We start from the raw sequence: 19165 nt of genomic DNA, 5'->3' as shown, positions 1-19165 counted from the left end.
GTACCGGTTCGCGCCGCGTGCCGGCGACCCGCCATCCACCGCGGGACTGTCCCCATCACCTGGAGGTACCCGTGACCAGCGCCGACGGATGGGGAGACGACGTCTACCAGCCCGACGGATCCGAGATCCAGGAGGACTCGGGTCTGCTCGACCCGGAGGACACCCTGGACGACGACGGTGTCGGTGACCCCCTCGACCGGGGCTGGTCCCCGCCGGAGCGGCCCTGGGCGGTGGAGCACGACGGTGTGACGGCGGCCGAGGGGCAGCGTGGGGAGACGCTGGACCAGCGGCTCGCCGAGGAGGTTCCCGACCTCGGCGCCTACGACGGCGACGGCCTCGGCGACTCGGAGGACTCCGACGGGGAACTCCTGGACAACGAGGTCGGCGACTTCCGCTCCGGCCGGCTCGTGGCGCCCGACGAAGGCGCGCACGAGGACGAGGAGAGCGCGCTGATCGCCACGGACGTGGGGATCGACGGCGCCGCGGCCTCCGCCGAGGAGGCCGCCATGCACATCGTCGACGAGGACACCCTGTCCGGCTGAACCGTCGCCTGGCCGACCTGCAGAGGAGCACGCATGCAGAACGACAAGCAGCCCGACTACCACCCGGTCGTCTTCCGTGACCGCGCCGCAGGCTACGCCTTCCTCACCCGCTCCACCGCGACCAGCGAGCAGACCATCGAGTGGGACGACGGCGAGACCTACCCGGTCGTGGACGTGGAGATCTCCTCGGAGAGCCACCCGTTCTACACCGGCAAGGCGCGAACGGTGGACACCGAGGGCCGCATCGCCCAGTTCGAGCGTCGCTACGGCGGCGGAGCGGGCCAGGGTTCCACGGGCGGATCCACCGGCTGAACCGGCTCGCGGCGCCGCAGCCGCACGGCCGACCGTAGATCCATGGCGTTCGGCGGTCACATCCGGACCTCGACATCCGTCAGTGCGACAGAGGCACTTCGCATTTACCGAAGCTGCCTTCGCCCGTACCGATGATGTCGAGGATCCGGAGAACAGAACGCCATGACCACCCAGAACGCAGTGACCACCGAGTCGCGCCTGCCCAACCCGCTCAAGACCGTCCCCGAGCTCGCACCGGTCGCCGAGGCTCTTTTCACGGCCGTCGGCAACGGTTCGGTGCCGCAGACCACGGTCAGCCTGATCCATCTGCGCCTCGGCCAGCTGGTCGGCAACACCTACCTGACCGTCATGCACACCGGTGCCCTGCGCAGGGCCGGGGAGTCCGAGGAGCGGATCACGGCCGTGTCGTCCTGGCACGACGCACCCTGCTTCACGGACGCCGAGCGCGCCGCGCTCGCCCTGATCGAGGCCGTGCTCACCCCGAACCCGCGCGGTGAACGGGTCCCGGCGGACCTCTACACGCAGGTGTCCGAGCACTACGACGAGAAGGCCCTGACCACGTTGACGTTCGCGATCGGCCAGGGACTGTTCTTCCTCCCCCTCGCCACCATCGGCCGGCCGCTGCCCGGAGTGGCGCCCAGCGAGCAGTGGCGGGACTGACAGCCTGGGCCTCTCACGGGTGAGGGCACGACCGCCGTGCCCCGCCCGGAGGGGCCCGCCCCTCAGATGAAGTTCAGCGCGGCCGCGCAGCCCACCCCGCCGAGCAGCATGAACACCGGCATCAGCACCTTCAGCTCGACCCAGCTGCCCGCCCGGAAGCGCATGATCTTCGGCGGGCCGATCGGGTACCAGCGCTTGCGGCCGATCGGGATCGGCCACAGGACCGGGCAGCCGGAGACCGTCAGCGCGTCGCCGATGTCGTGCACCAGCGCGCCCAACACGATCGGCAGCCCCAGCCACAGGTACTCCTGCCCGGGAGCCGTGAAGAGCCAGTCCGCGCCGTTGCCCGGCTTGTCCAGGACACCGGCCAGGATCCACGCGCTGGTCGCCGCGAGGAGCCACACCAGGACATCGCTGCTGGAGCCTCGGGCCGCCCGCCACAGCAGGCCTTCGATGGCCAGCACCATGTGGACGAAGAGGAGGGCGAGGACCGCCCAGCGGCCACCCATGATGGCCAGCGCCGACGCCCCGGCCCCGATCATGACCGCCCACAGCCAGGTGTGCGTGAGCGTGCGGTGGCCCCCGGAGCGGCGCGGGTCGCCCTGCTTCCTCGTCGCCTTGTAGACGGAGTAGGAGAGCTTGTCCACGATCTCGCACAACCCGCGCGAGATGGGACCGAAGGCTCGGGAGATGGTCGCGGCCTTGTGGTCCAGGTCCGGGGCGAGCGCGGCGCCGGCGCAGATCAAGGCGCCGACCAGGAGGACCGGCCAGGGCATCGTGTGCCCGGCCGCGGCGGCCGCGGCTCCGACACCGAGCCAGGCCGCGGCGCCCGACAGTGAGTGTGCTGGTCCCATCATGGCCGTTGCCCGCCCCATTCCTCGTGTACCGCTGTCCAGTTGACCGAGTTCGCTGACGCTCCGTCGGCGACACAGCGTATAGGTCGTGATCTTCGGGCGGACATCCGATTCCCCCCTGAGGGAGGAGGCCAGGCAAGATGGGTCCGTGACCCTCATCGATCAGCTCCCTGCGACCGCCGACCCCGACGCCCTCTACGAAGCCTTTGAGTCGTGGGCCCAGGAACGCGGTCTCACGCTCTACTCCCATCAGGAGGAGGCGCTGATCGAGGTGGTCTCCGGTGCGAACGTGATCGTGTCGACGCCCACCGGCTCCGGCAAGAGCATGATCGCGGCGGGCGCGCACTTCGCCGCGCTGGCCCGGGACGAGGTCACCTTCTACACGGCTCCGATCAAGGCGCTGGTCTCGGAGAAGTTCTTCGAGCTGTGCAAGATGTTCGGCACCGAGAACGTCGGCATGCTGACCGGCGACGCGTCCGTGAACGCCGACGCGCCCGTCATCTGCTGCACGGCCGAGGTGCTCGCGTCGATCGCGCTGCGCGACGGCAAGGGCGCGGACGTCGGCCAGGTCGTCATGGACGAGTTCCACTTCTACGCGGAGGGGGACCGCGGCTGGGCCTGGCAGATCCCGATCCTGGAGCTGCCCCAGGCGCAGTTCATCCTGATGTCCGCCACGCTCGGCGACGTCTCGATGTTCGAGGAGGACCTCACCCGGCGCACCGGCCGCCCGACCTCGGTGGTCCGCTCGGCGACCCGGCCCGTGCCGCTGTCCTACGAGTACCGGCTCACCCCGCTCACCGACACCCTCACCGAGTTGCTGGAGACCCGGCAGGCCCCGGTCTACATCGTCCACTTCACCCAGGCGCAGGCCGTGGAGCGGGCGCAGGCGCTGATGAGCATCAACATGTGCACGCGCGAGGAGAAGGACCAGATCGCCGAGCTGATCGGCAACTTCCGCTTCACCACCAAGTTCGGCCGCAACCTCTCCCGCTACGTCCGGCACGGCATCGGCGTCCACCACGCCGGCATGCTGCCCAAGTACCGCCGGCTGGTGGAGAAGCTCGCGCAGGCCGGTCTCCTCAAGGTCATCTGCGGTACGGACACGCTCGGTGTGGGCGTGAACGTCCCCATCCGCACAGTGCTGTTCACCGCCCTGGCCAAGTACGACGGCAATCGCGTCCGCACCCTGCGCGCCCGTGAGTTCCACCAGATCGCCGGACGCGCCGGGCGGGCCGGCTTCGACACGGCGGGCTTCGTCGTCGCGCAGGCCCCCGAGCACGTGATCGAGAACGAGAAGGCGCTCGCGAAGGCGGGCGACGACCCGAAGAAGCGCCGCAAGGTGGTCCGCAAGAAGGCGCCGGAAGGCTTCGTCGGGTGGACGGACGCCACCTTCGAGAAGCTCATCACCTCCGAGCCGGAACCGCTGATGTCCCGCTTCCGGGTGACGCACACGATGCTGCTGTCGGTGATCGCCCGGCCGGGCAACGCCTTCGACGCGATGCGTCATCTGCTGGAGGACAACCACGAGCCGCGCAAGCAGCAACTGCGGCACATCCGGCGCGCGATCGCCATCTACCGCTCGCTGCTGGACGGCGGCATCGTCGAGAAGCTGGACACGCCGGACGCCTCGGGCCGCATCGTCCGCCTCACCGTGGACCTCCAGCAGGACTTCGCTCTGAACCAGCCGCTGTCCACGTTCGCCCTCGCCGCGTTCGAGCTCCTGGACCCGGAGTCGCCGTCCTACGCCCTGGACATGGTGTCCGTCGTCGAGTCGACCCTGGACGACCCGCGGCAGATCCTCGCCGCCCAGCAGAACAAGGCGAAGGGCGAGGCCGTCGCCGCGATGAAGGCGGACGGCGTCGAGTACGAGGAGCGCATGGAGCGGCTCCAGGACATCTCGTACCCGAAGCCCCTGGAGGAGCTGCTCTTCCACGCGTACGACACGTACCGCAAGAGCCACCCGTGGGTGGGCGACCATCCGCTGTCGCCGAAGTCCGTCATCCGTGACATGTACGAACGGGCCATGTCCTTCACGGAGTTGGTGTCCCACTACGAGCTGGCCCGCACCGAGGGCATCGTGCTGCGCTACCTCGCGAGCGCGTACAAGGCGCTGGACCACAACATCCCGGACGACCTCAAGTCCGAGGACCTTCAGGACCTGATCGAGTGGCTCGGCGAGATGGTCCGCCAGGTCGACTCCAGCCTGCTCGACGAGTGGGAACAGCTCGCGAATCCGGAAGTGATGACCGCGGAGGAGGCCCAGGAGAAGGCCGACGAGGTCAAGCCCGTCACGGCCAACGCGCGTGCCTTCCGCGTCCTGGTCCGCAACGCCATGTTCCGCCGCGTGGAGCTGGCCGCCCTCGATCACGTCGACGAGCTGGGCGAGTTGGACGGCGACCACGGGTGGGACGCGGACGCCTGGGGCGAGGCGATGGACAAGTACTGGGACGAGTACGACGACCTCGGCACCGGTCCCGACGCCCGCGGCCCCAAGCTCCTCGTGATCAAGGAGGAGCCGCAGAACGGCCTCTGGCGCGTCCGCCAGATCTTCGACGACCCGAACGACGACCACGACTGGGGCATCAGCGCGGAGATCGACCTCACGGCCTCCGACGCGGAGGGCCACGCGGTCGTCCGTGTCACCGACGTCGGTCAGCTGTGAGCCGTCGGACAGCCGTGAGCCAAGGAGAACTCCACGCATGACGAACCCGGCCGAGAGACTGGTCGACCTGCTCGACCTGGAGCAGATCGAGGTCAACATCTTCCGTGGCCGCAGCCCGCAGGAGTCTCTGCAGCGGGTCTTCGGCGGCCAGGTGGCGGGCCAGGCCATGGTCGCCGCCGGCCGCACCACGGAGGGCGACCGTCCGGTGCACTCCCTGCACGCGTACTTCCTGCGCCCGGGCCGGCCGGGCGTGCCGATCGTGTACGAGGTCGAACGGGTGCGTGACGGCAGGTCGTTCACGACCCGCCGGGTCACCGCCGTGCAGCAGGGCCGCACGATCTTCAATCTCACCGCCTCCTTTCACAAGCCTGAGGAAGGACCCTTCGAGCACCAACTGCCGCCCGCCCGCAAGGTCCCGGATCCGGAGTCCCTGCCGACCGTCGCGGAAGAGGTACGGGCCCATCTGGGCGCGCTGCCCGAGCAGTTGGAGCGGATGGCGCGCCGTCAGCCCTTCGACATCCGCTATGTGGACCGGCTGCGCTGGAGCGCCGAGGACCTGGAGGGCGCCGAGGCGCGCAGTGCCGTGTGGATGCGCGCGGTCGGGCCGCTGGGTGACGACCCGCTGGTGCACACCTGCGCGCTCACCTACGCCAGCGACATGACCCTCCTGGACGCCGTCCGCATCCCGGTCGAACCTCTGTGGGGTCCACGGAGCTTCGACATGGCGTCACTGGACCACGCCATGTGGTTCCACCGGCCGTTCCGCGCGGACGAGTGGTTCCTGTACGACCAGGAGTCGCCGATCGCCACGGGTGGCCGGGGTCTGGCCCGTGGGCGGATCTACGACATCGAGGGACGGCTGCTGGTGTCCGTGGTCCAGGAAGGGCTGTTCAGGGCGCTGTAGTTCACGGGTTTCTGCGCAGCAGCCGGCTCAGCAGACCACGGGAGCGCTCCGGCTCCTGGTGTGCGGGGTCGTGGTGTTGCGCGAGCGGTGGCGGTGCCGTCGGCCGGGAAGTCTGTCGGGGCGCCGCGAGATGCGGTGTCGGCCGCTCTCCCGTCGCATTCGGTGCGGGTCGCGGTGCCGGGTGGTCCGTGCGGGCCTCGCTCACCGCCTGTGCGAGGTCGGCGCGCAGCCAGCCGATCTCGTCCGGATGGTCCGCGGTCATGATCCGCTCGGCGAGTTGTGCCGAGGGCGAGCCGGGAGCTCCGTTCGTCACGGGCCTGGGCCGGAATCGGTTCAAGTGGGAGCGCTCGTAGGGATCCTGGACGATCTCCGCGACCTGGACGGGATCGAGCAGGGACGCCACGGCCGCCGCGCGTGCCCAGGGGTGGCCGTCGGCCTGCCGGAGCAGGAACCCGAGGTGCCGTCCTCGCCAGTTCCGGGCCCGTAGATCCAGCCCCGCCTCCAGCTGCTCGCGCAGTCCGGACGGCGTCGTCCCGCTGAGCAGGCCCGTGCTGTCCCCGTCGGCGGCGAACTGCCTTAGTTCCTCGGCCAGATACAGCCAGACCACGGCCCGGTAGCGGTTGAGATAGAAGGTGACCGGCACGACCACGCCGAGCCTGGCCAGTCGGGTGAACCTGGCGGGCGTCACCTCCAGCAGGTCCGCTCCCTGCTTCGTGCCCACCGTTTCGACGCGCTTCCGCAACGCCTCGGGATAGCCCTCCTCCGTGCGCAGCCGGTCGATCTCGGTGCGGGCGACCCGCCGGCCTCCGCCCCCTTCGTCGGGCACGGTCCTGACGCAGCCGAGGTGTACGGCGAGGTCGAACTCGCCTCGCCTGAGCTCCAGTTCCCTGGCCGCGCGACTCGGTGCGAAGGACAGGGACTGCGGTTTCGTGACGGTGTTGCCTGACATGCTCGTCTCCCCCGTGGAGTGCGGGGCCCGCGCCGTCCGCGTGGCCTCGGAAAAAACCGTAGCCAATTCCGCTGACTTCGTGGCGAGCCTGTGGATAACTCTGCGGGAGGTAGCGAACGTGCAGGTCAGGCCTCTGTGGCCGGTGATCGCTCGGGCTGCCGGGCCTCCACGCCGAGATGCTCGCCGACTCGATTGACGAGCAGGGTCATCTCGTACGCGATCTGGCCGATGTCCGCGTCGGCCCCGCTGAGTACGCACAGACAGCTGCCGGAGCCGGCCGCGGTGACGAACAGCACCGCGTCGTCGAACTCGACCATGGTCTGGCGTACCCCGCCCGCGCTGAAGTGGCGCCCCGAGCCCTTGGCGAGGCTGTGCAGTCCGGACGAGACGGCGGCGAGATGCTCCGCGTCCTCGCGGCGCAGTCCCGTACTCGCACCCGTCACCAGGCCGTCGTTGGACAGGACCAGCGCGTGGCGTACGTGCTCGACCCGCTCGGTGAGGTCGTCCAGCAGCCAGCCGAGTCCCTCGTTCTGCCCCATGTCTCCGACTCCCCGTGTGCCGACTCCCCCTCGTGGGAGGATCCCTCGCCAGCCTTCCCCACCACCGGCGCACGAGCAAGGAGGATGGGGGCATGGCACAGAAGATGACCGATGAGGAATGGCGGGCCTTCGTCTCGCACGGCACCCGCACCGCGAAACTCTCCACCGTCCGGGCCGACGGCAGCCCGCATGTGACGCCGATCTGGTTCCTGCTCGACGGGGACGACATCGTGTTCAACACCGCGAAGACCAGTGTGAAGGGCCGGAATCTGGCCCGTGACGGTCGGGCCGCGCTGTGTGTGGACGACGACCGGCCGCCGTTCGACTACGTGGTGCTGCAGGGCCGCGCCAGGATCTCGGAGGATCTCGACGAGTTGCGGCACTGGGCCGGCCGTATCGGCGCGCGCTACATGGGTGAGGAGCGCGCCGCGGAGTTCGGGGAGCGCAACGGCGTGCCCGGGGAACTCCTCGTCCGGATCGCGGTCGACAAGATCCTGGCGGAGAAGGCCGTCGCGAGCTGACTTCACGGCCGTATCGCGGCCGCGTCAGCCGACCGAGTCGAGCAGCCGGGCGGTGTGCATCCGCCCGGCGTACTCGACGAGCCGGATCAGCACCTCCTTCCCGGAGTCGCGGTCACGGGCGTCGCAGAGCACCACCGGGGTTCCCCGGTCGAGGTCGAGGGCGCGCGAGACGTCCTGCGGGCCGTACCTGCGGGAGCCCATGAAGCAGTTGACGGCCACCACGAACGGGATGTGCCGGTGCTCGAAGTAGTCCACCGCGGGGAAACAGTCCTCAAGGCGCCTGGTGTCCGCCAGGACGACCGCGCCGAGGGCTCCCTGCGACAACTCGTCCCACAGGAACCAGAAGCGGTCCTGGCCCGGCGTGCCGAAGAGATACAGGGACAGGCCCGACCGGATGGTGATGCGGCCGAAATCCATGGCGACGGTGGTCGTGACCTTCTGGTCGACGCCGTCGGTGTCGTCCACCAACTGGCCCGCCTCGCTGAGCAGTTCCTCGGTGCGCAGCGGTTTGATCTCGCTGACCGCGCCCACCAGGGTGGTCTTGCCCACGCCGAATCCGCCGGCGACCAGAATCTTCAGCGCCAGGGCGGCCGTCTCGCCGCCCGCGGCATCGGAGTGCTCGGAGTCCATTGATCACTTCTCTCGGGAGGACGGGAGTACCGGCAACGTCGGATGGGGGTGAACTCTCCGTCGGATGGTCGTGCACTTCGGCTACAGCGCCCGCAGCCCTTCGATCACCTCGCGCAGAATCCGTTCGTCAGGAAGCTGCGCGGGGGGCACCGGGCGGCTGACGGTGACGCAGCCGCGCTCCAGCAGGTCGCCCAGGAGCACCCTGACCACGCCGACGGGCAGATCGGCGCCCGCGCCGAGTTCCGCGACCGACTGCGTCTCCGTGCGGCACAGGTCGATCAGGGCCCGGTGTTCCGGCCCGAGCGCGGGGTCGTCGTCGATGCCGCGAGCACTCGCGTCCAGGGTGACGAGGGCGATCAGGTCGAAGCGGACCCCCGCGGGTCCTGACCTGGTGCGCCCGCCCGTCATGGCGTACGGACGGACCAGCGGCCCGGCCTCACCGTCGTACCACTGGCTGCCCGGCTCGTGCGGGGTGCCTGTCCTGTCCTCGATCATGTGCGCGAACCGCCCTCGCCCTATCCGGCGGCCGGGGGCCGCGCGGCGACGCGCGGTGCCGTGTACAGATGCTCGCCGACGCGTTTGACCAGCCGTGCCATCTCGTAGGCGACCAGGCCGATGTCGGCGGTCACGTCGGTGATGAGGGCGAGGCAGGAGCCGTCGCCCGCCGCGGCCACGAACAGGAAGCCGTCGTCCATCTCCACCATGGTCTGGCGCACGCCTCCGGCGCCGAAGTGGCGGCCGGCTCCCTTGGCCAGACTGTTGAAGCCGGAGGCGACCGCCGCGAGGTGTTCGGCGTCCTCGCGGTGCAGGTCGGTCGAGGCGCCCACGGCCAGGCCGTCGTTGGACAGCACCACGGCGTGCCGTACCTCGCTCACGCGCAGCACCATGTCGTCCAGCAGCCAGTCGAGTTCACCCGACTGCGTGGCGGCCCTCATGCTCGGGTCCTTGATCATGCGGGATCTCCTTCACTGTCCCTGCGCGCTGTGGAATGCGGAGTGGCGCCGCGCCCGGGCTGCCTGCCGCCGCCGCGGGCCCAGCCGTCGCGGTACGCCGCCATGCGTTCCCGTACGACTTCGGGGGTGCGTCCGTCGTCGTGGTGGGACGCGGGGGCCCGGTCGGGCTCTTCGGGGCGCTGCCTGCGCAGTTGCGGGGCGAGGTTCGCCTGGCGTACGCGGCGCGGGAGGTCGTCGGACTCCTCGACGTCGTCCGGGGGACGGTGCAGGCGCAAGGTGGTGACTCCGGGTGGTGGGGTTTCGGGCGCCGTCTCCTCCACCGCGGCCGGCGCGTTGGGCACCAGCGCGGGCCGTTCGGCCGGCGCCGGGACGGACTCCTGGCGAAGGGCGGCGCCCGGCACGCGCGCGTACTCGCGTTCCGCGAACCGTTCCCTGCCTGCGGCCGCCCTCTCGGATGAACGTTCCGCCGCTGGCCGTTCCGCCGCTGACCGTTCCGCAGCACCACCGTGCAGCAGCGGGGTGGGCAGCAGGACGACCGCGGTGGTGCCGCCGTAGGGCGAGGTGCGCAGATGCACCTTGATGTCGTGCCGGGCGGCGAGCCTGCTGACGACGAAGAGACCGAGCCGGTCGCTGTCGAAGAGGTCCAGTGCCTCGGACTGCTCGATGCGGCGGTTGGCCTCGGCGAGCGTCTCGCTGCCCATGCCGAGGCCGCGGTCCTCGACCTCGATCGCGTAGCCGTTGCCGACGGGTTCCCCGCTGACGCGCACGCGTGTGTGGGGCGGCGAGAACTGGGCGGCGTTCTCGACGATCTCGGCCAGGAGGTGGGTGAGGTCGGCGACGGCCGTGCCGAGGACGGACGCCTCGGGGAGTTGTCGTACCTCCACGCGTGCGTAGTCCTCGACCTCGGAGACGGCCGCGCGCACCACGTTGGTCAGCGAGACCGGCATGCGCCAGGCCCGGCCCGGCGCGGCTCCGGACAGGATGATGAGGCTCTCGGCGTGGCGCCGCATACGGGTGGTGAGGTGGTCGAGCCGGAACAGGTCGCTCAGTTCGTTCGGGTCGTCGGAGCGGCGTTCCATGCTGTCCAGCAGGCTCAGTTGGCGGTGCACGAGAACCTGGCTGCGACGGGCGAGGTTGACGAACACTCCGGAGATGCCGCTGGCGAGTTCGGCGCGTTCGACGGCGGCGCGCAGGGCGGCGCGGTGCACGGTGCCGAGGGCCTCGGCGACCTGGCCCGCCTCGTCCTCGGCGGGCGGTCCCGGCGGGGCCTCCACGTGGACGTCGATCTCCTCGCCCGCGCGCAGCCGCCGCATCGCCTCGGGGAGCTTGCGCCGGGCGATCTCCAGGGCGCTGTTGCGCAGCCCGACCAGTTCGACGACGAGGCCGCGGCCGATGCGTACGGAGATGACGAGCGACGCGGCGACGGCGGCGAGGCCGAAGAGGACCGCGGCGCCGGCCGGGGTGAGCAGACCGCGGGTGAACGGGTCGGCCCGGTTCGCGACGTCCTGCCCCGCCCGTTCCTCGATCGTCCGCATGCCGTTCTGCACGCGTGCGTGGGGTGTGTCCCAGGTATTCGAGGGCGCTGCGGTGAGCGGGCCGGGAGTGCCGGCGATGGCCTTGTCCTCCGCGGTGCCCAGGGCCTCGTAGGCGCTGCCTGCGGCGAGGTGCCGCCAGGCGCTGCCTTCCGGGCCGCGCAGGTCGGCGACGGCCGAGTCGGTGAGGGCGCGGCGTGTGTCGACGGCGCCGGTGAACAGCCGCAGCCGCTCGCCGTGCAGGCCGCCGGCGAGGCGCGCGCCGGCCACCAGTGCGTCCTCCTGGGCCAACGCCTCTCCCGCGCGGGAGAATTCGAGCAGTACGCGTGCGTCGGAGCCGAGGTCGGCGTCCTGGATGCTGGTGAGGGCGCCGCCGACCGCGAAGGCGGTGGCGATGGTGCCGGTGTACTGCCCGTAGGTCTCGTCCCAGCCCGTGCGCCGGTCGAGCACCGCGGCGCGCAGCGTGCGCAGCCGTTCGACGCCGGTGACGAACGCGTCGAGCCGTCGGGCCACTCCTGGGGGCAGTTCCTCGCTGTCGGCGACGGTGTTGTCGCCGCCGAGCCGGAGCTCGGCCACGGCCCGGTCGGTGCGGTCCGCGAGTTTCTTGTAGTCGCCGCTCGCTGCGGCGGACGGGCGGGTCGCGTACCGCACGGCGGCCGTGCGCTCGGCCTGGAGGGCGGTGACGGCCGACGCGACGGGTGTGCGGATCTCGGAGTCGACGCGCTGCAACTGCCGCAGCCTGGCGATGTCCTGAGCGGTGCTGACGGTGGCGAAGGCCCACAGGGCCAGCAGCGAGACGACCGGCACCATCAGCAGACAGACGATCTTGGCTCTTACGGTCCGCGGCCTTATTCGCCAGCCCCCGTCACGCTCGGGTGCCTCGTCCGGCAGCGCACCCGCGGGGTCCTCCGGGTGTTCGTCGGCAGGCGGTCCTGCGTGCGCGCGACGACCGCGCGCGGGAGATGTGTTCGGCGTCTCGGCGCCAAGTGCGGGCGTCCTACGGGGTGTACGCATGGCCTCCTCGCTCGGAAGTGGTTCGGGGGCGGGCCGTCGGGCCGCGGCCGTCGGGGTCGGCGACGCGCTCGCGACGGTGCCTCGGGGCATGCCGTCGATCCGGTGGTCGCTAGCCGAAGGCGCCCTCGACCGGCCGCTGGGCGGAGGCGGATGCCTCGCGCTCCCCGCTGGTCGGCGACAGCGCGACGAAGGCCGAGGTCAGGAACAGGTAGGACCCGAGGCCGACGGCGAGGGGGAAGATGAACTGCATCGCGGTGGCCCCGGGCAGGGCCGTGCCGGAAGGGGTGACGTCGACGCTCACCGCGAACATGCCGGTGTAGTGCATGCTGGCGACCGCGGCCCCCATGATGAGCGAGGCGCCGAAGACGGCGACGGGCGACTTGATGTTGAGCCCCGCCCACAGGGCTGCCGTCGCGGCGACGACGGCGATCAGGACGGACAGGCCGACGAGCGCCGGGTCGTAGTGGACGGCGCCGTGCAGCCGTACGGCCGCCATGCCCATGTAGTGCATGCTCGCGACCCCGAGCCCGGTGGTGAGGCCGCCGAGCAGGAGCGAGCGGGTGCGGTCCTTGCCGTAGCCGACGGCGAACACGCCGGCGCAGACGACGACCATGGCGACGAGCAGGCTGGCGATGGTGAGCGGCACGTCGTAGCGGATGTCGGTGCCGCTGACGCCGAACCCGAGCATGGCCACGAAGTGCATGGTCCAGATGCCGGTGCCGATCGCCGAGGCCGCGGTGATGAGCCAGTTGCGGCGCGACCGTCCGGTGGCGCCGAGCGCGCGGACGGTGCAGCGCAGCCCGAGGGCGGAGCCGATGCAGGCCATCACGTACGACAGCGCGGGGGTCAGCCAACCGAAGGTTGCGTGGTCCAGGTGTCCCATGACCCCGGGACGCTAGTCGGGGCAGGGGCGCGCAATGAGGGCGCATTTCGAAAGGTATTGAAATATGACACAGCGGTACCCCTGAACGATCGTGTCCAGCTCGAACGTGCGCGCTGCGGCATCATCCGTGTCGGTGAGGGATCATGCGGAACATGAGCGACGACCACACGCATGTCCGGGAGTTCTTCACCCCGCGCGCCGCGGACTGGGACAGCCGGTTCCCCGATGACGGTCCCGCCTACGCGGCGGCGGTCGCCGAGCTGGGACTGCGCGCGGGCGACCGCGTGCTGGACGCGGGCTGCGGCACGGGGCGGGCCCTGCCGCCGCTGCGGACGGCCGTGGGGCCCTCCGGAGTGGTCCTGGGCGCCGATCTGACACCTGCCATGCTCCGGGCCGCCGTGGCCGCCGGCAGGGACCGTCAGGGGCGGTTGCTGCTCGCCGACGTGTCCGCGCTGCCGGTGCGGTCGGGGTCGCTCGACGCGGTGTTCGCGGCCGGGCTCATCGCCCACCTGCCGCATCCCACCGAGAATCTGCGGGAGTTGGCACGCGCCGTGCGCTCCGGCGGCAGGCTCGCGCTGTTCCACCCGATCGGCCGGGCCGCGCTCGCGGCGCGCCAGGGCCGGCAGATCACCCCGGAGGACCTGCGCGCCGAACCCAACCTTCGTTCCCTGCTGGTCGGTTCGGGCTGGCGCATGATCTCCTACGTCGACGAGGACGCCCGTTTCCTGGCACTGGCCGTGCGGGAAGGCTGACGTCACAGCGGCGGATCGCCATGGACCCTTCTGCTGGGGGAACTCCAACTCTACGTTGAGTAGCAGGAGATGAACGTTGAGCAAAGTCGACCACGTAGGGGGAAGGTGGTTCACATGTGGGGCAGGGTGCGCAGGTCCGGTTCCAGAGTCCGCAACGCGTTGCGCGTGGAGGTGGACCCTGGCCGGGACAAACATCCGCACAATCTCTTCGAGGCCGCGGCGACATACGTCTCGGCCCGCGCGGAGGACGACCAGGACCGGATCGACGAGGCGGCCGGCTGGGTGTCGCCTGAGGCGCTGTCCTTCGGTGTCAGCGAGCTCGCGTGCAGGGCCGTCGTCGCGCTCGCGCGGGAGCGCGACGAGTCCCCGCAGAACGTGGCCCGCGCGCTCCTCGGGCTCCCCGCGGACTGACGCGCGGGGCATTGCGCGGTCGATTCGCCCCGTGCACCCGGAAAACTGCAGGTCCGCGTCGCCGGGCAGTCGTGACAAGCTGCTTCCGGTCGCATTAGGGTGCGCGCCGTTGGACGAACCGATGGGGAGGCTGGGATGGCCGGGACGGACGAGGACGCCGTCGCCGCCGAGGACGACGCGCTCTATGTGCTCACGGCGGTACTGCTGACGCCGGCGAAGTTCCCGAGCGTGCTGGGCGACGACTATCCGGAGGCCTGCGCGGCGCTCGGCCTCGCGCCGCTCGCCGACGGATACGGCCTGGTGCTCGGCCAGGACGGCGACGGCGCCCGGTGGACCGTCGTCGTCGACGACGTCTCCCTGGTCGCCGTGGCCATCGCGTCCTGGGACTGCGGCATGGAGTACGACCTCTCGCCCACCGAGCGCACGGTCGTCGCCGCCCTGCCCGGCTGGCCCCTGGCGGTCGCCGTCGCGGCTCCCGGCGTGCCGGATCCGCACGACCCGGGTCCCGACGTCGTGGACGGTCCCACGCTGTCGCCGCCGGACACGACGACGTGGGGGCCGGCCCAACGACGGCTGGGCGCCGACGAGATCGCCCTCCAGTGGGCCGTGTGGCGCGAGCAGATCGACGACGCCGACTTCCGGGTCCCGGAGGCCACCACGGACCCCGACGGGGCCGAGAAGGCCGATCAGGGCCCGGACGAGGGCACCGAGAAGAAGCCTGGCCACAGCGGCATCCGACGCGTCCTCTCGGAGGCACGGGGATACGTGGAGTCCCCGCCGCCGCTCGGCCGCGTGCGATCGTCCTTCGCCCCGGGCGAGGCACGGACGCTGCGTGCCGACGGTCCCGGCTGGTCGCTCGTGGCCAGGACCGACGACATCGCGTTCGTACTGCTCGACGAGGAACCGGGCGAGGTCCTGCCGGTGGGCCGCGGACCGGAGCTGCCGGGTCTTCTGGAAGCGCTCGACAAGATGGCCGTACGGCCCAGTTGAACGGCTGCTTCACGCGTGTAGGGAGCTCCCGCGCGTAGGGGCGACAGTGACGCCCACGCGCGCGGGAGGCCCACTGCCTTGCGCACGCCGTCCTACATCAAATTGGCGTCACGCTCACGCGCGCCAAGAGCCCACGCGGCTCGGCGCAACGGGGCCGCGTCACGCGCGCGTGCGGTCTGACCCGGCTCACCGTCCCGCGTCCGGGTCGACGAGGAGCGCGCCCATCGCCGTGTCCGGATCCTGGTGGGCCCGCAGCGCTTCGAGTTCGGCCCTCCAGGGTTCCTCCCACTGTGCGGCTCGGCCGCCGGCCCGGACGAACGCCAGGGCCAACTGACCTGAGAGGGCCGTGTCGTGGGCGCCCAGTGTGCGTGCCGCGGCGAGGGCGACCTCTCGCGCGGGTGCCCGCCCCAGGTCGACGGTCAGGTACGTGGGCACCGGCAGGCGTGTCGGTGCCGCTTCGCACAGTCGCGCCAGCCTCGTCCAGTGGTCCGCCACGTATCTGCCGCGGCCGATGTCGTGCAGGGCGGCGTCCCAGGTGAGGCGCGCGGCGTCGGCCGACAGGCCGACCGCCTCCAGGGTGTCGATCAGCGCGTCCAGAAGGCGCAGCGCCTGCGGACCGCCGACACCCGGCCGCACGTCGTCCGCGATCGCGTGCAGCCTGCGCAGGGCGTCGGTACGCACCAGGGGGTCCCGCGCGCGGGCCCGCTCCTCCAGCAGGCCGAACGCGTGGCGGACGGCGGTCTCCGACTCCGGTCCGGGTGGCAGGCGCAGCAGGTGACGGGCAGCGGCGTGCCACACCCGGCCGGATCGCTCCGGGTCCGCCACGGTGTCCGCGAGCACGCGGATCCCGTCCGGCGTGTCCGCGCCGAGCCACGACGGCAGGACACCGCACGTGGCCGCCGCCGACTCGTCGTCGCCCTCCTCGACGATCCGCACCAGGAAGGCCGTGTACGGCAGCCTCTTGGAGGTGGGCACCGCACGTACGCGTGCGTGCACGACGGCTTCGCGTACGGCAGGTTCGTGGACCGCGCCGAGAAGGCGGTCGGTCACACCGGGCCGGTCGACGGCGGGCAGCAACGCGCGTGCCAGCACGGCCCGGACATCGGGGTGCCCGTCGGGCTGGTCCCAGGCCTCGACGAGCGCCTCGAAGGCGTCGTCGCCCGGCAGGGAACCCAGTGCTCGGGCGGCCTCCTTACGGGTGCCCACCGGGGCGTCGGCCGCACGGGCCACCGGGGCGAGCAGGCGCACTGCCTCGTCGTCGGGCAGGCGCGCGAGAAGGCGCCGGATCGCGGCCATCGCGGCCCGCCCCCGCACGCCGCCGGTCGCCGCGTGCCGCAGCAGGAGGTCACGCAGGGCCGACGCCTCGGGCGCGTCCTCGGCCGCCCGTCCGGGGAACTCGCCCAGAGCGGTGAGCGCCGCGGCAGCCACGGGCTGTGGCGCCTGCTCGGCGAGCGCGGTCAACCGCACGGGATCTCCGAGGAGTTGTGCCGCGTCCGTGCGGACGTGCAGGGAAGCCGTCTCGTCGGCGGCCACACGCGCGTGATGCTCGCTCCACGCGTCTCGTTGCCGCGGCAGCCATCGGCCGATCACTCCGGGGTGCAGCCGAGGTGTCCAAGGCGTGGCACGGCTGCGCAGACGGCCCTTGAACTCCCCGCCGGCGGCTGCCAGGACGGGATCCAGGAGGGTCGTCCGGCGTTCCGCCACGGTTCGCAGGACGAGGGGCACGGTGGCGAAAGTGGCGTCCAAGGCGATCAGTTCGGCGCAGCGCTGTTCCCGCAGCCGTGGCGGCCACACCCAGGCAGCCGCGGCGCGGGCCGCGAGCACCGGGTCGTCGCCCTCGACAGCGATGCGCCGCGTCTGCGCGTCGAGGTCGGGCAGCTCGGTCAGGTGTGTCCTGAGGAGTTCGGCGTAGGCCGTGCCCGCCTCGGGCCGCTGCGGTGCGCTCCGGGCCGTGGTGGCCCAGATGGCGCGGGCGGCCGCCTCGTCGACGCGCACGGGGGTCAGCGGGCCGGTGTGCCGCGGCGCGGACGCGACCTCGCCCAGGAGGGCGACGGCCAGCGCCGCGCGTGCGATGTCACCGACTGCCGCGGCTCGTTCGACGACGCGGTGGAGCAGCGTTCGGGCCGCGTCGAGGGTGTCGGCCGTCGAGTCGCGTGACTGGACGGTGGTGCGGACGGCGTCGCGCAGCACCTGTTCGGGCAGCGCGGCGAGCAGGTGGGGTGCGGTGCCGGCGAGTTGTTGCAGTGCCGGGCGGCGCACCTCGTCCCGGTCGTGCCAGGCCCGTTCGCAGCCGGCGGCGACCCGTGCGAACTCCGCGGGGTCGCCTTGGAGTTCCGCGCAGGCCAGCAGGGCGGGCCAGGCATGGGCGCGATGGTGGACGCGGTGGTTCTCGGCGAGTTCCCGCAGCAGCGGTTCGCCGTCGGCCAGTGGGAGGGTCATGGCCCATCGGGCCGAGTACCAGGGCCTGCGTGAGTGCTTCAGCCGGGGTTCGATCAAGGCCGCGCGGTCGGCGGGGTCCAGCGCTGCGAGCGCTGGGGCCAAGGCGGCACTCAATCGGTGGCGCGAGAGGCGGAGCTCCGCGATCCGCCGCCGTTCGACGGGCGGAAGGAGCAGCAACAGAGCGTCGGGGGCCACCTCTTGGCGGCCGGGCCCGGCGTACCGGCTGCCGGTGGCGGGACAGTGCTCGGCGAGCACCAGGAGATCCGCCGGGGGCGATTCGACGAGGATCCGTCGCAGGGAGGGCGGCAACGGTCCCCCGGGCACGGGCCGTTCGCGATGACGCCCGTCCTCGCGCGGCGGAGCCGCTCGCAGAACGGCTGCCGCCTTCACGGGCCGGTACAGCGCGGAGAGGACTCCACGCGCGGTGAGCAGATCGGGGGCCCGTTCCAGGAGCAGGACCGCCGCGTCCGGGTCACGGCGCGCGGCGACCGTCGCGGCCCCGCGATGGCTGCGGTCGAAGGCGTACGACGCCTCCCGCGCCTGTTGGTCGCTCTGTGCCGCGAGATACGCGGCGAGGGCCTGGGGTGCCGTGCGCGCAAGGGAGTTGATCGTGCCGGCGGACGGTTCGAGTCGGGGCAACCAGGCCGTCACGGTCTCCGGAGGACATGCGGGCAGAAGCTCGGCAGCTTCCCGAGGCCCGTGGCGTTCGAAGACGCCGGGCAGCAGTCCGGCGGCCAGGGTGTGGCGGCGGCTGCGCCTGAGCAGCCGGTAGGTGTCGAGGCGAATGGCCCTGATGTCACTCGACGCCAGTCGTTCCAGGGCCTGTTCGGGTATCGGGAGTCGGATGGCCGCAGCACGCGCGCGGCGGCCCAGCAGCGGGTCGGCGAGAGCCTTGGCCACGCGTTCCAGATCGCGGCGGACGACGGCCAGGAAGAGGGCGGTGTGCCGCTCGTCCCCGTCGCCGGTGTCGAGGGCGTGGTGCAGGGTCTCGTACGCGTGTGGCGTGAGCGTGCGGGCATAGCGCGCCAATGCGCTCATGCGTGCCGGGAACGGCAAAGGGTCGAAGTGGGTCCTCAGCCAGGCGGGCGTCAGGGGCGCCGGCGGGGTCTGGGGCTGTCCGGACGGCGTCGGGGACGCCTCGTATCGGGCCATCAGCGCTCACCGTGGAGTCGCTGGGCCTCCTTTCCATGCTTCATGCGGTCATGGTGAGGTGCCGCGCGCAAGGCACGCAAACGATTTTGAGTACACGCCACTCGCCGTCCGCGGACCGTACGTCCCACAGCCCGCGGACGGCGATGTGACCGACGTCTGTGCCCACGCCGGCCTCGCGGCCGCCGCGCGTCGGTACCTCTCCGTGCCGGTGTCTTTCTGCGTCGGTGTCTCTCCGTGCCGGTCCGGTCAGCGACCCAGCTCCTTGCGGCTGACCCGGCGCAGCCTGCGCCGCTGGGAAGGGTCCAACGTGAGGTACGCGGCGGTCGGGACTCCCAGGATGATCAGGAGCGTCGCCCACCACGGCAACCAGATCAACAGGATGAGCCCGACCGCCACACCCCCTGCGGCGATCTTCGCCTTCTTCGACATGTACGTCGCCTCCTTCGCGGCCGGGGCCGCTCTCTGT

The 19165-nt window shown here is 71.6% G+C and carries 19 protein-coding genes; 9 read left to right on the top strand and 10 right to left on the bottom strand.

The genetic code is table 11. The features are described from left to right. The first annotated feature begins 71 nt into the window (after nt 1-71). The 3 genes from ACWD5F_RS33155 to ACWD5F_RS33145 all read left to right on the top strand — a co-directional run bounded on the left by ACWD5F_RS33155 (nt 72) and on the right by ACWD5F_RS33145 (nt 1514). Nucleotides 72-542: a DUF5709 domain-containing protein gene (locus tag ACWD5F_RS33155; protein ID WP_124000766.1), complete on the top strand. Its 471-nt coding sequence runs from the start codon at nt 72-74 to the stop codon at nt 540-542. 33 nt (nt 543-575) lie between these two features. Further along, complete coding sequence (locus tag ACWD5F_RS33150; RefSeq protein ID WP_401726161.1) at nt 576-854, top strand: type B 50S ribosomal protein L31; 279 nt, start codon at nt 576-578, stop codon at nt 852-854. Nucleotides 855-1016: 162 nt separating this feature from the next. Beyond that, nucleotides 1017-1514 carry a carboxymuconolactone decarboxylase family protein gene (locus tag ACWD5F_RS33145; protein ID WP_451260053.1) on the top strand — a complete coding sequence of 166 codons (498 nt, stop codon included), beginning with the start codon at nt 1017-1019 and terminating at the stop codon, nt 1512-1514. 62 nt (nt 1515-1576) lie between these two features. Here the strand turns inward: ACWD5F_RS33145 and ACWD5F_RS33140 are convergent, their stop codons facing one another. After that, nucleotides 1577-2371, bottom strand: a complete 795-nt coding sequence (locus ACWD5F_RS33140; RefSeq protein ID WP_451260051.1) for a metal-dependent hydrolase — start codon at nt 2369-2371, stop codon at nt 1577-1579. Nucleotides 2372-2516: 145 nt separating this feature from the next. On the opposite strand from ACWD5F_RS33140, the gene ACWD5F_RS33135 reads away from it, so the two are divergent. Together ACWD5F_RS33135 and ACWD5F_RS33130 are read left to right on the top strand one after the other, a co-directional pair. After that, complete coding sequence (locus ACWD5F_RS33135) at nt 2517-5030, top strand: DEAD/DEAH box helicase (protein ID WP_401726157.1); 2514 nt, start codon at nt 2517-2519, stop codon at nt 5028-5030. A gap of 37 nt (nt 5031-5067) precedes the next feature. Further along, nucleotides 5068-5934: an acyl-CoA thioesterase gene (locus ACWD5F_RS33130; protein ID WP_451260049.1), complete on the top strand. Its 867-nt coding sequence runs from the start codon at nt 5068-5070 to the stop codon at nt 5932-5934. Nucleotide 5935: 1 nt separating this feature from the next. On the opposite strand, the gene ACWD5F_RS33125 is transcribed toward ACWD5F_RS33130, so the two are convergent. Together ACWD5F_RS33125 and ACWD5F_RS33120 are read right to left on the bottom strand one after the other, a co-directional pair. Next, nucleotides 5936-6883, bottom strand: a complete 948-nt coding sequence (locus tag ACWD5F_RS33125) for a DUF6397 family protein (protein WP_451260047.1) — start codon at nt 6881-6883, stop codon at nt 5936-5938. Nucleotides 6884-7008: 125 nt separating this feature from the next. Next, nucleotides 7009-7422 carry a roadblock/LC7 domain-containing protein gene (locus ACWD5F_RS33120; RefSeq protein WP_451260045.1) on the bottom strand — a complete coding sequence of 138 codons (414 nt, stop codon included), beginning with the start codon at nt 7420-7422 and terminating at the stop codon, nt 7009-7011. A gap of 92 nt (nt 7423-7514) precedes the next feature. Between ACWD5F_RS33120 and ACWD5F_RS33115 the strand changes: the two genes are divergently transcribed. Next, nucleotides 7515-7943, top strand: coding sequence for a PPOX class F420-dependent oxidoreductase (locus ACWD5F_RS33115; RefSeq protein ID WP_451260043.1), 429 nt, complete (start codon nt 7515-7517; stop codon nt 7941-7943). 24 nt (nt 7944-7967) lie between these two features. Here the strand turns inward: ACWD5F_RS33115 and ACWD5F_RS33110 are convergent, their stop codons facing one another. The 5 genes from ACWD5F_RS33110 to ACWD5F_RS33090 all read right to left on the bottom strand — a co-directional run bounded on the left by ACWD5F_RS33110 (nt 7968) and on the right by ACWD5F_RS33090 (nt 12955). Beyond that, nucleotides 7968-8573: a GTP-binding protein gene (locus ACWD5F_RS33110; protein ID WP_401726147.1), complete on the bottom strand. Its 606-nt coding sequence runs from the start codon at nt 8571-8573 to the stop codon at nt 7968-7970. An 81-nt stretch (nt 8574-8654) separates the two neighbouring features. Next, the gene (locus ACWD5F_RS33105) at nt 8655-9068 is read right to left on the bottom strand and encodes a DUF742 domain-containing protein (RefSeq protein WP_124000756.1); all 414 of its coding nucleotides are present in this window, start codon (nt 9066-9068) and stop codon (nt 8655-8657) included. A 20-nt stretch (nt 9069-9088) separates the two neighbouring features. Then, nucleotides 9089-9526 (bottom strand): roadblock/LC7 domain-containing protein, encoded by a 438-nt coding sequence (locus ACWD5F_RS33100; RefSeq protein WP_124000755.1) that lies wholly within the window; start codon nt 9524-9526, stop codon nt 9089-9091. Continuing rightward, nucleotides 9523-12072: a nitrate- and nitrite sensing domain-containing protein gene (locus ACWD5F_RS33095; RefSeq protein ID WP_451260040.1), complete on the bottom strand. Its 2550-nt coding sequence runs from the start codon at nt 12070-12072 to the stop codon at nt 9523-9525. Before ACWD5F_RS33095 ends, ACWD5F_RS33100 begins: the two co-directional genes overlap by 4 nt. A gap of 109 nt (nt 12073-12181) precedes the next feature. Beyond that, nucleotides 12182-12955, bottom strand: a complete 774-nt coding sequence (locus ACWD5F_RS33090) for an MHYT domain-containing protein (protein WP_451260038.1) — start codon at nt 12953-12955, stop codon at nt 12182-12184. A gap of 152 nt (nt 12956-13107) precedes the next feature. Here ACWD5F_RS33090 and ACWD5F_RS33085 point away from each other — a divergent pair, with 152 nt between their 5' ends. The 3 genes from ACWD5F_RS33085 to ACWD5F_RS33075 all read left to right on the top strand — a co-directional run bounded on the left by ACWD5F_RS33085 (nt 13108) and on the right by ACWD5F_RS33075 (nt 15108). Further along, complete coding sequence (locus ACWD5F_RS33085) at nt 13108-13707, top strand: class I SAM-dependent methyltransferase (RefSeq protein WP_451260036.1); 600 nt, start codon at nt 13108-13110, stop codon at nt 13705-13707. A gap of 114 nt (nt 13708-13821) precedes the next feature. Beyond that, nucleotides 13822-14118 (top strand): hypothetical protein, encoded by a 297-nt coding sequence (locus ACWD5F_RS33080; RefSeq protein WP_401726138.1) that lies wholly within the window; start codon nt 13822-13824, stop codon nt 14116-14118. 135 nt (nt 14119-14253) lie between these two features. Continuing rightward, entirely contained in the window at nt 14254-15108 is an 855-nt protein-coding gene (locus tag ACWD5F_RS33075) for a hypothetical protein (RefSeq protein WP_401726136.1), read from the top strand. A gap of 186 nt (nt 15109-15294) precedes the next feature. Here ACWD5F_RS33075 and ACWD5F_RS33070 read toward each other — a convergent pair whose 3' ends face one another. Beyond that, nucleotides 15295-18699, bottom strand: coding sequence for a hypothetical protein (locus ACWD5F_RS33070; RefSeq protein ID WP_451260033.1), 3405 nt, complete (start codon nt 18697-18699; stop codon nt 15295-15297). 246 nt (nt 18700-18945) lie between these two features. After that, a complete protein-coding gene (locus ACWD5F_RS33065; RefSeq protein ID WP_401726133.1) occupies nt 18946-19128 on the bottom strand; it encodes a hypothetical protein in 183 nt (60 codons plus the stop codon). Nucleotides 19129-19165 lie beyond the last annotated feature (37 nt).

The sequence above is a fragment of the Streptomyces sp. NPDC002499 genome (assembly GCF_053595415.1).
The sequence above is the reverse complement of the archived record's forward strand: the minus strand, read 5'-3'. Positions and strand labels throughout refer to the sequence as shown.

What these genes read in the sequence shown, in the direction of transcription:
- ACWD5F_RS33150 (WP_401726161.1), top strand. Translation starts at nt 576, where the DNA reads ATGCAGAACGACAAGCAGCCCGACTACCACCCGGTCGTCTTCCGTGAC.
- ACWD5F_RS33145 (WP_451260053.1), top strand. Translation starts at nt 1,017, where the DNA reads ATGACCACCCAGAACGCAGTGACCACCGAGTCGCGCCTGCCCAACCCG.
- ACWD5F_RS33140 (WP_451260051.1), bottom strand. Translation starts at nt 2,371, where the DNA reads ATGATGGGACCAGCACACTCACTGTCGGGCGCCGCGGCCTGGCTCGGT.
- ACWD5F_RS33130 (WP_451260049.1), top strand. Translation starts at nt 5,068, where the DNA reads ATGACGAACCCGGCCGAGAGACTGGTCGACCTGCTCGACCTGGAGCAG.
- ACWD5F_RS33125 (WP_451260047.1), bottom strand. Translation starts at nt 6,883, where the DNA reads ATGTCAGGCAACACCGTCACGAAACCGCAGTCCCTGTCCTTCGCACCG.
- ACWD5F_RS33120 (WP_451260045.1), bottom strand. Translation starts at nt 7,422, where the DNA reads ATGGGGCAGAACGAGGGACTCGGCTGGCTGCTGGACGACCTCACCGAG.
- ACWD5F_RS33115 (WP_451260043.1), top strand. Translation starts at nt 7,515, where the DNA reads ATGGCACAGAAGATGACCGATGAGGAATGGCGGGCCTTCGTCTCGCAC.
- ACWD5F_RS33110 (WP_401726147.1), bottom strand. Translation starts at nt 8,573, where the DNA reads ATGGACTCCGAGCACTCCGATGCCGCGGGCGGCGAGACGGCCGCCCTG.
- ACWD5F_RS33105 (WP_124000756.1), bottom strand. Translation starts at nt 9,068, where the DNA reads ATGATCGAGGACAGGACAGGCACCCCGCACGAGCCGGGCAGCCAGTGG.
- ACWD5F_RS33100 (WP_124000755.1), bottom strand. Translation starts at nt 9,526, where the DNA reads ATGATCAAGGACCCGAGCATGAGGGCCGCCACGCAGTCGGGTGAACTC.
- ACWD5F_RS33095 (WP_451260040.1), bottom strand. Translation starts at nt 12,072, where the DNA reads ATGCGTACACCCCGTAGGACGCCCGCACTTGGCGCCGAGACGCCGAAC.
- ACWD5F_RS33090 (WP_451260038.1), bottom strand. Translation starts at nt 12,955, where the DNA reads ATGGGACACCTGGACCACGCAACCTTCGGTTGGCTGACCCCCGCGCTG.
- ACWD5F_RS33085 (WP_451260036.1), top strand. Translation starts at nt 13,108, where the DNA reads ATGAGCGACGACCACACGCATGTCCGGGAGTTCTTCACCCCGCGCGCC.
- ACWD5F_RS33080 (WP_401726138.1), top strand. Translation starts at nt 13,822, where the DNA reads ATGTGGGGCAGGGTGCGCAGGTCCGGTTCCAGAGTCCGCAACGCGTTG.
- ACWD5F_RS33075 (WP_401726136.1), top strand. Translation starts at nt 14,254, where the DNA reads ATGGCCGGGACGGACGAGGACGCCGTCGCCGCCGAGGACGACGCGCTC.
- ACWD5F_RS33070 (WP_451260033.1), bottom strand. Translation starts at nt 18,699, where the DNA reads ATGGCCCGATACGAGGCGTCCCCGACGCCGTCCGGACAGCCCCAGACC.
- ACWD5F_RS33065 (WP_401726133.1), bottom strand. Translation starts at nt 19,128, where the DNA reads ATGTCGAAGAAGGCGAAGATCGCCGCAGGGGGTGTGGCGGTCGGGCTC.